6 protein-coding genes are annotated in these 13,225 nt (G+C 40.6%); 2 read left to right on the top strand and 4 right to left on the bottom strand.

Annotation, left to right across the window (positions count from 1 at the left end; all coding sequences use genetic code 11):
* Window positions 1-46: 46 nt before the first annotated feature.
* The 4 genes from recD to JQC92_RS12735 all read right to left on the bottom strand — a co-directional run bounded on the left by recD (window position 47) and on the right by JQC92_RS12735 (window position 9,701).
* On the bottom strand, window positions 47-2,023 hold the full coding sequence (recD, locus tag JQC92_RS12720) for an exodeoxyribonuclease V subunit alpha (protein ID WP_205000011.1): 1,977 nt from the start codon (window positions 2,021-2,023) through the stop codon (window positions 47-49).
* A complete protein-coding gene (gene recB, locus JQC92_RS12725) occupies window positions 2,020-5,589 on the bottom strand; it encodes an exodeoxyribonuclease V subunit beta (RefSeq protein WP_205000012.1) in 3,570 nt (1,189 codons plus the stop codon). The genes recD and recB overlap by 4 nt, the downstream gene beginning before the upstream one ends.
* The gene (gene recC / locus JQC92_RS12730) at window positions 5,586-8,975 is read right to left on the bottom strand and encodes an exodeoxyribonuclease V subunit gamma (protein WP_205000013.1); all 3,390 of its coding nucleotides are present in this window, start codon (window positions 8,973-8,975) and stop codon (window positions 5,586-5,588) included. The genes recB and recC overlap by 4 nt, the downstream gene beginning before the upstream one ends.
* A gap of 90 nt (window positions 8,976-9,065) precedes the next feature.
* Window positions 9,066-9,701: a MarC family protein gene (locus tag JQC92_RS12735; protein ID WP_129946349.1), complete on the bottom strand. Its 636-nt coding sequence runs from the start codon at window positions 9,699-9,701 to the stop codon at window positions 9,066-9,068.
* A 144-nt stretch (window positions 9,702-9,845) separates the two neighbouring features.
* Between JQC92_RS12735 and JQC92_RS12740 the strand changes: the two genes are divergently transcribed.
* Window positions 9,846-12,638, top strand: a complete 2,793-nt coding sequence (locus JQC92_RS12740) for a glycoside hydrolase family 2 protein (protein WP_205000014.1) — start codon at window positions 9,846-9,848, stop codon at window positions 12,636-12,638.
* Window positions 12,635-13,129, top strand: a complete 495-nt coding sequence (locus JQC92_RS12745; RefSeq protein WP_205000015.1) for a glycoside hydrolase family 18 protein — start codon at window positions 12,635-12,637, stop codon at window positions 13,127-13,129. Before JQC92_RS12740 ends, JQC92_RS12745 begins: the two co-directional genes overlap by 4 nt.
* Window positions 13,130-13,225: the final 96 nt, after the last annotated feature.

The raw sequence follows: 13,225 nt of genomic DNA on the forward strand, positions 1-13,225 counted from the left end.
TTTGTAGTTATGAGTTTCAATTTCAATATAAGTTCAACAGCTTACATTACCATAACTTTTCTGCCAGTCCTGAAGCTCGCTTGGTCGGGTTGCCTGAACAGTGCTCGAATACTTGCCGAGTACCTAAACATACAAAATGTGATTTAGCACGTGTAACTGCGGTGTAGAGAAGTTCCTTAGTTAATAATTGCCACTGTGATGGGGTTGGCTTTGGCTGCATAACAAAAGCCACACGATCAAACTCGCTGCCTTGGCTTTTGTGCACAGTCATCGCAAAACAAGTTTCGTGAGTAGGTAAGCGAGCGGGAAGCACTTTTAAAACAGAACCATCCGCTTGAACAAAATGTGCCATTAAGCGATCAGGCTTGGCCGAGTCTTGTAAAATAATACCAATATCACCGTTAAATAAACCAAGGTTATAGTCATTGGCTTGAATGATGATTGGGCGGCCTAAGTAAAACTCTTGTTTGGCATCGATTAACTTGCGTTTGGTGAGAATATCGGCAATTTGTTTATTGATGCCCTCAACGCCGTAGTGACCTGAGCGTGTGGCGCAAAGCAAGCGATACTGGTTGAACTTGTCTATCACTTCAATGGCGGTTTGATCACCATCATTCATGCCAACTGAATATGCGACGGATAATTGTTCGATCATTTGTAGGTATGGGCGATAATACTCGACAGACTGGTTAATCAAGGTGACTAAACCAATATTTTCTTGTAGGTTTGCCGATATCACACCGTGTCCGAGCCATGAAAGCTCGTCATATTGTTTTTGCCAAATCCCCAAAATATCGTTAATTACGCCGTGATTTACCGCTTCAGCCAATTTACCAATACCTGCATCGCCTTTAAATCGATGGCTGTGACGGAGCATACACAAGCTGTCACCGAAGCGAGAGTTTTCATCGATGAACTGTGATAAATCCGTTTGTGTCAGTTCAGATAGCACCTGGGCTTGCTGCTTTGAATAACGCATGCTCATTGGATCGTTAGCAAAGTTTTCTTCTGCTAATCCTGCACATATGTCTGCAAGCACCGCACCAGCCTCGACTGAAGCCAGCTGATCTTGATCGCCAAGCAAAATCAATCTGGCATTATTTGGTAGAGCAGACAACACTTTGTGCATCATCGGCAAATCGACCATAGATGCTTCATCAACAATCAATAAATCCAAGCGTAAAGGGTTATCTTTATTGTGGCGAAATTTATTTGAGTTAGGAATGACGCCAAGCAGACGATGAATGGTTGATGCATCCTCTGGGATACGATCGACTGCGGAAGTATCAATGTCATTTTGATGCGGTAATAAATGATTGCGAAGGCGAACTTTTGAAGCTTTGATGGACTCAGTTAATCGCGCTGCCGCTTTGCCCGTAGGAGCCACGAGCTTGATGTTTAAATTATTATGCAGCTGCATTACATATAAGAGCTTGGTCACGGTTGTCGTTTTACCCGTACCCGGACCACCTGTAATAACCGATAATTTACGTGTTAACGCTGTAGCTGCAGCTACTTTTTGCCAGTCGATTTTATCATCATCAAGCTTTGGGAAAACGACCTCTAACTCGTTAGCAATCAGCGCATTATCCAATTCAAACTGGTTCTGTGAAAGCTTGGTAAGTGTAGATGCGACTTGAAGTTCAAACTGATGGTAACGTTGCAAATATAAACGAGTGCCGTCAATGACAATTGGAGTGTGACAAGGCTGACCATCTTGATACAAACTGATGGCAGGGAAGTGGAGCAGTTCTTCAATCAGCTCAACATCGCTACAATTCAAGTTACAGAGCCTTGGCGACTCTTCCATTGGGTTACCGTAGTTAAGATGATGTAAGGCTAAGCAACTGTGCTGATTAGACAACTGTTTACTCAAGAGTGCACAGATAAACAAAAACAACGGGGAGTCAATGTTGTGCATTCTTGCCATTTCTAACGCAAAATGTCTATCAAGCGGTGTGAGTGCTCCATTATGTTCCCAAATTTTTAGAAGCTCTGTCATTGGCTTATTGGAATAAATCATGATGCTTGCTCCTGATCATCGTTAATAACGTCTCCCGAAAATAGCTTGTCTAACCGCTCGATTAAGGCCTTTGGCGGTTTATCAAAATAAATCCCTTTGGTTGTGTGGTTCACCGACATACCTCGTAAAAATAAGTAATAACAACCGCCAAAGTGCGTGTCATAGTTATAATTTGGTAAGCGGTTTTTTAAGAAACGATGAAGCGCTAACGAGTACAAAATGTATTGAAGGTCGTAGCGGTGATCCATCATGGCCAAAATCAGATGCTTGAACTCATAGCATTCGAAATCTTCACCTAAGTAATTAGACTTATAATCGGCGATGTAAAATTTACCGTCGTGTTCGAAGGTTAAATCGATAAAGCCTTTTAGCATGCCTTGTAACGAATCAAAATCTAAATTGATACCATAACCAAAATCTTCTAAGGTTTGATTTAAATCTTCTGCCGTGAGTTTCTCAATCGGCAGGTAAAACTCCATTTCTACCAGTCGTTTTTCTGGTTTGATGATCCCTAGACTCAATCCTTCTTTACTCATCGGTGCGGCTAATAAGTCGAGATACCACTCTAATAGAATCTGATACCACTCATCGTCAATACCATATTGGCTCATGGCTTCTGGTAGGTGTTTTTCTAGATCCGTTAATGGGTTGGTGAAGTCAATGAGTTCTAATACTAAGTGTAAGAAGCTACCTGCATTAGCCCCTTTTTCGAAGTTAAATCTATCTTGTCTTTGATACGGGTCGACTTCTTCATGATGGATCACGTCAGCAAACGCTTCGGTAACGTCAGCACCTTCATCATCGGCACCCGGATGATGGTTAGCATGAGCTAAGTTTTTCACTAGCCCTGAATAACTCCCTACACGCCAAGGGGTATCTATGATTCTGCAAAGGGGTTTTGCTGCCAGCTCAGAGCTTTCTTTTCGGTTCTCGTTTAATGGTTTTTTATCAATGGCAGTAGCTTGAATTTCTGCACTCGAAATCGATGCGCACGCTAAGTTTGCCGTTGCTTCTTGAATTCGAGAAAAGTCACATTCTTTCGAATCAATGCCCAACAAATAACCTATTGCAGTTTCATGTAATTGACTGGCAAGGCCGCTGCGTTTAGTAAAGCGGCTATGATTAGCAACGCCAAGATAGCAACGATAAACTGGGCGGGTAAGCGCCACATAAAGTAGACGTAAATCTTCAGCTAATACTTCTTTTTTCTGCTTGTCCCAACCTTCATCTGTTTGTTCTACATCCCAAACTAACGCATTGTTGTGATGATAAAGCATAGGGGATGGGCGTCGGCGATTATCTCTAGCCAAACTCACAAATGGAATAAAGCAAATTGGGTATTCCAAACCTTTACTTTTATGGATAGTGACAATTTGAACTAAATTCTGCTCACTTTCTAAACGCAACTGTTGATCTTCGCCCGATGCAGATGCAATCAGTTGCTGCTCAAACCAAGAAAGTAGAGCACTGATACCATCTAACTCAGTTGATTTTTGCTGGAGTAGTTCAGCAAGGTGTCTGAAATCGGTTAAACGTCTTTCACCATCATCGTCATGCAACAAACGTGAAATAAGCTGAGTTTTCGCAGCCATATTTAACAACGCAGGCATTACTCCACGTTGTTGCCATTGAGCACTTAATGCATCAAATAAATCTAAAATGAGTTGGCGCTGATTTTCATCATAATTGAATTGATGAATTTGCTCAGCCGTATACCCAAGGAGTTTGGTCGCCAATGCACTTCTGAGTAAACGCTCATTTTTAGGCTCAACTAAGCTGCGTAAAACAATGGCTAATTCAACCGCTTCATTTGAATGATAAACGCTGTCTCGGCTTAAAAATACAGCACCGATGTTACGATCAGCTAATGACTGCTTGATGATAGTCGCTTCGTTTCTATCACGAACGAGTACGGCAATGTCCTTGGCTTGAATCGGTTCGCCTGAAATGGTGGCAGTGCCATTTTGTCCTTCATTCAATAATCGCACAATTTCAGCCGCAGCATCTTCGGCAAGAATCTTTCTCGCAGAGGCTTTATTCAATCCCTTTTCTGGTTCTTCACTGAGTAAGCGTAAACGCAGAGCGCTATCGTCATTAATTGAATCTTGAATGATTTTTTGCTTAGCAGAACTTGGGGTATCCACATTTTCAAACGGAATCGAGTCGCTAATAAATGGATCATCTTTAGCGAGAAACAGCCCATTTACACCATTCACCATAGACTCACTTGAGCGCCAATTACGGCCTAAGTAATAGTGATCTTTGGTTTGTTCTCTGGCTTGAAGGTAAGTATGAATATCAGCACCACGAAAAGCATAAATTGCTTGTTTTGGATCGCCGATCATCAATAAGCCTGATGCGTCTGTTGCTTGATAAATGGTCGAGAAGATTTCAAATTGCAGCGGATCGGTATCTTGGAATTCATCAATTAACGCAACAGGAAAGCGATTTAATATGCTGGTTGGCAATGTTTCATTATTGTCTTTTAATGCGGCAGCTAATTTAGACAGTAAATCATCAGGTGTAAGGATATTGTGCTGTGTTTTTTGAGCATCAAAACGCAACTTAATTTCAGCTACGGCTTGTTGCAAAAACGCAGGTTTAAGCTGCGCCATTTTGTTATTAATTTTTTCAATGCTCTTTAACAGCTTGACCTGCTTTTCATGGGGCATTTCGCCGCCTTTATTGAGCTTGATATTGGAGTAAGCCAAAGCTTCCATAGCTTTTTTAGGTGGTAAACCACGGCCGTTTTTCACCCAATTACCTATGGTGTCGAACATCGCATGTAATTTCGGGAAGTTTTCCGTTTTTTTACCAAAGCGAACGCCATTGAGTGGTAAAGCTTCAAGCTGCTTTAGCGTGCCATTATGCTGTGTTTTCCAATTCGATTTAAAGTCGCTAAGGCTTTGAATTAGTCGCTGAGCAATATCCTCAAAGTTGTCGGTTTTAGTTAACACCTTCACTTCTGTTGCGTTAAGCAAAGGTCGAATTTGTTTGAGTAAATTCTCAGGCTCACCAAACTCTTGCTGAATCACCTGTGCCATGGCTGAGTCTAAGGTGTAACAATGCTGACGCCAGAAATCTCTAACTGCATGGTGAAGATATTCGCTGTCATCTAAGGTAAATTCAGTTTCAAATAAGGTGGCTGACTCAAAGGCCATATCCGACAAAATACGTTGGCAGAACCCATGAATGGTAAAAATCGATGATTCATCCAATGATTTTAATGCTAAATCTAAACGGCGCAGCGCCATCATATGCTCAGCTTTATCAATCTCATTGAATAACTGTTTAATAAAATCATCATCACATTCTAAACCTAAAAACGCTTGATAAGCCGTGCGGATTCGATTACGAATTCTATCTCTTAACTCTTCTGTGGCTGCATTGGTAAAGGTGACTACCAGAATTTGTTCACAAGTTAGCGGCTTACAACCATGACCAACAAGTAAACGTAGATACAAACCTGAAATAGTGTAGGTTTTACCTGTACCTGCACTCGCTTCGATAAGTCCACGGTTTGAAAGCGGAAGTGTCAGTGGGTTCAGTAGTTGTGATTGACTCATACTAATACCTCCGCTTCAACAAAGGCTTTAAGTTCGGCAAGAGTGTCGGAGTGATAAATATTTATCATTGGATTCCAAATTTGTGTCGCAATTTGACCAAAATCATCGGCAGAAAAATCCTCTGGGAAAGTAAATACTCGTTGAAAATGCGGTTCTACCCCTTCACCAAGTTGACTTTGTTCATCCAGCCATTGCTTTTGTGCTGCAAGCATTTTGTCGTCGTGCGAACCGTCTTCAGTAGCATAAGCGAATGAGGTTTTTGGTAAAAATTTAAATGGCTTTTTTAATCCAGAAAAGTAGTGATTAACGAGTACCTCGAGCTGTGCTTTAGCATCATCTTTTTTCATGGGGGCAAGGGCATGATAATGGCCTATATCCAATAAAAAACTGTGCTTTTTAGTACCCATAGCATTGATGGCGAGGTGTCGAATGTAATGACGAATAAAATCACGCCCATGAGCACGCCCCGGACGCACACCAACTAATCCTTTTGGACTGACATCATCAATCCGGCCAACCAATTTAATGCCAGAATCTAAGGTTAAATCGATATCTTTAGTCGTTGCCTGGGTTTCACCTTTCAGATAAACCGCTCGGCCAATAATCGGTGCGATGTCATGTTGATATTGGTCAATGAGAAGTTGGTCAAATGGAGCAACTGGCAGTTCGCCTGTGGCCTTGAGTTGTGCTGTTATACCATCATCAATATCTTCAATGCCATTATCGATTGCGGTTTTTATCAATGTATCTTGCAGCAGATATCGCTCAAGAGCATTGAGTTTAAACGGCTCATCGTTTTCATCTTCTTGCACATGCAAACCTAAATCTAAGTTTAACGTGCGGTTAAAGAAGTTTTGAGCCGGGTTTCGATAAAAACGTACTAACGCAGAAATATCGATTTCAGTTAAATCGTCATTATCGTTTTCAATGCTGGTGGTCACAGAGCAAAAAGAATTTGAATCTTGTTTGTTTATGGGTGGACACCATTGCTCGTCATAGCTCTGAATGTGTTTGCTGTGTATGGTGAATTGATAAAGCTTTTCATCAAATGGCTGAAGTGGCTGTGTTTTGACAAGTTCTGGTTTTATGGAGTTACCATCTGCAGTTTGATAGCAAAGCTCGCAGTACTCCATGAGTTCCGAGATTAGCATGGATGGAATGCGTTCGCTGTTATCTCGCTCGCTGGCGCCAATGTAGCTAATATACAGTTGTTGCCTCGCAGAGAGTAGAGCCTCTAAGAACAGATATCTGTCATCCAGACGGCGTGAGCGGTCACCTTTGCGTGCACCAAATTGCGCCATTAAATCAAAACCAATTGGATGCTGGTTACGAGGATAAACACCATCGTTCATCCCCAATAAACAAACATACTTAAATGGAATTGAACGCATTGGCATCAAGGTGCAAAAGTTCAGACTACCTGCTAAATAGCGTTGTCCAACTTTGGACTCTGTTAGGCAGGATGTAAACCAGTTTTGCAGTACTTGAACAGGCAGGGCATTATAAAAACTTGCATCAGAAAGTTCAGTTTTAAGTTTAGCAATGCTGTCTCGAATTTCTTGCAGCTGCGCTCGTTCATCATTGGTAATGGTATAGATGTCGTCGACTAAACTTTCGAGCTGTTGTAAACGTTCATCAGCGGTCGCATCTTGTGAAAAACGTTCGTGGTATTCGTCAATGGTTTCAATAAAGCTCATCAGCTTACCAAGCGCTTGAGCTTCCATACCTTCAATGCCTTCGACTTTCAAGGTGTTGTGATAAAGCGGGCTGTCATCACTCAGAGCGTAACCCAGCAGTAACCGCCTTAAGCCAAACTTCCATGAGTTATGCTCAAAGGCGGGGACACCAATTTGTTCACGGTTTTGTTCATCACGTCCCCAACGAATGCCGGCTTCGTTTACCCAACGTTTAATGCGTTGTAATTCGTCATTATCGATATTAAAACGTCTGGCTATAGCTGGGACTTCTAGAGTCGCTAAAATATCGGAAACCGCATAGCGGCTGATATTAATGGTTAATAAGCTTAAAAAACTATTTACGAGCGGAGATTCTTGCGCCGCGCCCCTATCGGCAATGGCGTAAGGAATGTAATGGTCGCCTTTTTTCGATGAAAATACGGCATCAATGTAAGGAGCATAGCTGGCAACATCAGGTAGCATGACCACGATGTCTTTTGGTTTTAATTCAGGATCCGCTTCTAGTTGAGATAACAGATAGTCATGAAGCGTTTCTAATTCGCGTAATGGACTGTGGCAGCTCACCAGTTGAACGGAGTTGTCATTTTTACCTAAAACTCGGCGTTGTTCTGGGTTTTGATATAAATTGGCATCGGGACCTAATGGTTCACCCAAGGTTTCCATTTCTAGAATATCGTGTTGAATTCCATGAAGTAGTTTAGGTTTTGCCTCGTTCAATGGACTGAAATAGTCTTCAGGATCAAGATTAATGTGCGCTTCAGGTAGGGCGAGAATAAGATCTAATAATTCACGACCCATTTTACCGTTGTTCGCCAGGATTGGGTTACCGACTTCAAGTTTATCCTCCCAATGTTCTGCAAGCTGTTGCTTTTCAGAGAACTTAACCGCCATGCGAGCACGCAGTTTAGGGTCAAGAATATCGCCCCAATAATGCTGGCAAGGGCTGAGGTTAAACATATAAACATCAACGCTTTGAGATAGGTGATATAAGATTTCGAGTAGTTGTGGTGGCATGGATGAAATGCCGAATACAAATAATCGGTTAGGAATATTCGCTGGTGCAGATTGCAAGTTAGACAGTGACGTTAATAAATCTTGATGTAGATTCGCTCTGTGATAATGGCTTTGCTCAAGCACTTGATCGTTAAATTCAATAAGTTGTCGCCATAAAATGGGTTGCCATGCTTGTTCATCACTGAGCTTAATTGGTGCTTCGTTTTGCTCCCACTCTAAAATCCAATCAGGGCGGTAAACTAAATATTGGTCGAAAATATCGGCAATACGGTTACACAGTTGATAACTTTTAACTGATGCCGCAGTTTCACTTTCGATGGATTTCTCTAAGTAGGCTTTTAATGGGGTGAATTCTGGCGAATCAATCAGATTTGGCAGCAGAGTCATCAACTTCCAAGTCATCATCGCTTTAGTAAATGCGTTTTCTTTAGGCACATTTGGCAATAAGTCATGACAAAGCTGCCAAACAAAGCTCGAAGGTAATGGGAAGTCGATAGCTGCTGCAATGCTGTTGTGTTTAGCTACCTCTAACCTTAGCCATGTTGACATGCCTGGGCTTTGAACGAGAATTTGTTCAGGCTGCAGAACCGATTGCCCTTGAGAAGGCGTTGATAATAATTCAGCCAATTGTTGGCTTAAGTTTTCCATCCGGTTTGATTGGATAAGATAGAACATATTAGGCTCTTTAAATTCAGCAGATATAGCATTCTATGTAGTTGAATTAACGGATTCAATAATATTGCCGTTATAGCGAATTAAATATTTTTAAAGTAACTCAGTGGTTTCGATAATATGAGCAATCGCACCTGCAAAAATAAACTCAATTCCGAGTGCTGCAACGATGAGACCAATAAGTCGATTTATCATTAAAGTAGCATGACCATTGATTTTATGACTCAGTTTTTCTGTGAGTAGAAATAGGCCTAAAATAATTAAGCCAGCGGTACAGATAACGGCAAACATAAAAAGCTCATGTTTGAAGCTATTATGCATGTGGGTATAGACCACAATTGTGCTGATTGTACCTGGCCCTGCGAGTAAGGGGAGACCCAAAGGAACAATGGCTAAGCTTATTGGTGAGGCTTTTTCATTTTCAGGTGAATGATTTTCGCTGCTTTGTTTTGGGCTCATCATATCGAGCGCACTCAAAAATAAGAGTACACCTCCCGCAATTTTGAAGGTATTGATAGAAATAGAAAAAAACGATAAAACTTGTTCGCCCCAAAAAGCAAAACTACCCAGAATGACCACATAAATTAGGCAAGCGGTATAAATGGTTTGACGCTTCTCTTTCGGTGCAAAGTCTTTTGATATCCCCAAGTAAACAGCGGCTGCTGCCATTGGTGCGGTAATTGCCGTTAAGCTAACCGTTAATTTGATGTACTCATTAAAATCGAGCATTGATTTACCATGTTCATTGATCCTTTATCCAGCTTAGTACATCGCCTTAGAAAGAATAAGTTTTCACTTTCAAGATTCAGCAGGTATTAAGTTGCAGGCAGTTAAAATGCTTCATCATGCGAAGATAAGAAAATATAAATTAGAATGAAAACACTTAGTTTAAGCTTCCTATTTTTGCTAATTTATATTCACTCAGCTTGTGCCTCTGAAATCAACCTTGATAAAGGTTGGCAAGTCTCTCCTTTTTCATACATTCATAGCTTCCAAGACAATAAAGCTCAGCCATTATTTCTATCTAAACAAAATGCGAGTAGCTTGCTGTGGAAGTACAAAAATATTCACATCCCTAGTACTGCAATGAATGTCGTTATTCAATCTCAACACAAGCCGCAACAGTACCAATCAAAACTGTTGACGGAAGCTGAGTTAAGTAAGGTGGATAAACAACAGTTTCGCCAACCGTGGTTTTTTAAAAAAGAAATAAATATTAATGCTAAGAATGGGCAATATGTCCTGCATTTAAAAGGGATCAATTATTACGCTAAGCTATGGATAAATGGCCATGAATACCAGTACAAAAATGTGCGTTTGCACAATCAATTAATTAACCCTTTCATTCAGTACAACCTTAATATCACAAGTGCAATTCAATCAGGGGGAAACTCGATTTTATTAGAGGTAATTCCCCCGTTTTGTTTTCACGACAACGCATGCCAGCGTCTTGCATTCGAAAAAAAAGGAGATTATAGCGGAGATTTCAATATAGGTTTTGTTGATTGGAGTCCTGCTGCACCTGACTATGAAATGGGAATCACTCGACCTGTATCTTTATCGCATTTCCCTAAAAACGTCAGCGTAACAAACCCATATGTACAGACAACATTACTAAACAATAATCAAGAAGCTGACTTAGTATTGAATGCGAACGTTACCAACTTTTCCCGTCTACTTCAGAAGGCAATCGTTACTGCATATCTTGATGGTAAACAGGTTGCAAAAACCAATATCACCCTAAAAGCACATCAGCTAAAAAATGTTTCTTTTGATTCAAGTCAGTTTTCAACATTGAAATTGCACCATCCAAAACTTTGGTGGCCTGCTCAGCTTGGAAGCCCAAACCTTCACAGGTTAACTTTTAACGTTACCAATCTAAAAAATCAGTTGCTCAGTGAGAGTGATGTTGAAATTGGTTTGAGGGAGGTTAAAACGTTTAATGAACGGTATCAAGAAAAGGGGAAAACAAAATTTGCGAGAGTATTTAAGGTAAATGGACGTCCAGTGACAATTATTGGCTCTGAATGGGTAGATCCTATCTTCTTAAATGACTCTCACCAGCAAATAAAACAGAAACTTATTTTAGCAAAACAAATGGGGCTGAATACGTTGCGCCTTGAAGGGTTTTGGGGGCACGATGCATTCTTGTACGATGAAGCCGATAAATTGGGGCTATTACTGCTTCCTGGATGGAGCTGTCAGTGGGAGTGGTCTTACTATTTAAATGGATGGACGAATGTAACGCCTAATGTAGTCAATACTTGTGATCCTGAACATGGATGCGTACAAACTGAAGACGATATTAACCTCATAGAGACAGCTTTTAGATCGCAGGTTATGTGGTTAAGGAACCATCCTTCAATATTAGGGTGGATGACTGGAAGTGATGCAACTCCATTACCTAAGCTCTTCGATGCTTATCAAAGCATATTGGCTAAAATCGATCCGAAGCATCAGCAAATTGTCTCCGCTGGAGAAGTTGAAGGAGTTAGCTCAGTTCATTCTGGGTTGAAGATGAGAGGGCCATATGCCTATGAGCCTCCAATCTATTGGTTTGAAAATACAAATCTAGGCGGAGCTTTTGGTTTTGCATCAGAGGTTAATCCCGGAGCAGAACTTCCTGAAATGTCGAGTATTTATGAAATGCTCCCTTTTAGCCATTCATCTTGGAATAAACAAAGCAAAACGAACTGGGATTATCATGCGGGCAGAGGACACTTTTTCTCACTTGATAATTACTATAATCCAGCAATCAAAAATAGGTATGGTGAACCAAAATCTCTGTTTGAGTATGGACAAGAAGCACAGTTATTAAATTATGAAACTGTCAGAGGGATGTTCGAAGCCTACAATGCCTATCAGTCAAAGAATCCACATATGCAGGGTGCTCGTTCAACTGGTGTCATTCAGTGGCAGTTAACATCATCTTGGCCTGAAACTTATTGGCAACTCTTTGATTATTATTTACAGCCTACCGCTGCGTTTTATGGGGCGAAAGAGGCCAACAGAATATTGCATGGTATTTATGACCCTTCTACTCGCCATGTTTACATCAGTAATCGAAGTGGAAGAGCGTATAAAGATATTGAGATTGACATAAGCGTTTATGATATCAACTCAAATATTTTGTATCGTGCTAAAAGCCAAATTTTAAATTCGAAAGGAATGAGCTCAATTCAAGCTCCTAATGTTATCTTACCCCCGTTTAATCAAGTTCACTTTCTAAACATTAAAATTAGTCAGAATAACCAGCTAGTTGATGAAAATACATATTGGTTAGCAGCGTCTGATACAAAGGATCAACTGGATTATGAACAATCGAAGTGGTTTTACACACCCATCAAACAGTATGCAAACCTGCAAGCATTGAAACGTATTCCTCAAGTTCGTTTAAGTTTTCATTGCACAAAAACTTTAAATGATAAGATTCAAATCAATGTGAAAAATGAAGACCCACATCATCTCGCATTTTTTATCCATTTCCGATTAAATCAGCCTGAATCATCAAAGTCGAAGTTTGCGCTTTGGAGTGAAAACTATATAAATTTAATGCCAGGAGAATCTAAACAAGTTTCCTTGATATTTAATGATCAAGAAACATTACCTTCTATTTTCTCAACGGCGTGGAATGTACCTCAACAAAAAGTAGAGTGTCCGTTATGAAACCGCGATTGATTAAAGCGAGTAGAGTAATTCAAGTTTCATTAATTCTTTTTGCCAGTCATGTGTGCGCACAAGATTTGTATTGTAACTCAGCAGGTTTCAAGGAGGCCGTAGCTAAAAGCAATTTGGTTGATGCTTACTTTTCTCCGGAGCATCTCATAAACCGAAATGAATTAGAAAGCATGCAAACGAGATTACAACATGTTGATGTAATCAGTTACGGCTTTGGAACCATTAGAAATAACCTCTTAGAGCTATCGAAAACCGATAAGCACAATATTAAATTATTGAATCAATGGCGATGGGAAAACGCCAGAGACAATGGTGAACCAGAGTTTGCGTTAGTGTTATCTATTGGCGGCTGGGGAGGAAGGGACAGTTTTACCACTTTTTTAACCAACCCGAACAAGCGCAGTATCTTTGTGAACTCGGCAAGTATGCTGGTAAACAACAATAACCTAGATCTCGATGCTGCAGTTTTTCTTAATTGACAATCATGCAGCATAATCCATATCCTGAAATTTTTTTACATGAAATTTTAACGAATTGGTTTCTTCCTGATGACCTAAATCTCTGCCTGCCATGTG

Source organism: Parashewanella hymeniacidonis (assembly GCF_016900895.1).
GTDB classification, from domain to species: Bacteria; Pseudomonadota; Gammaproteobacteria; order Enterobacterales; family Shewanellaceae; genus Parashewanella; species Parashewanella hymeniacidonis.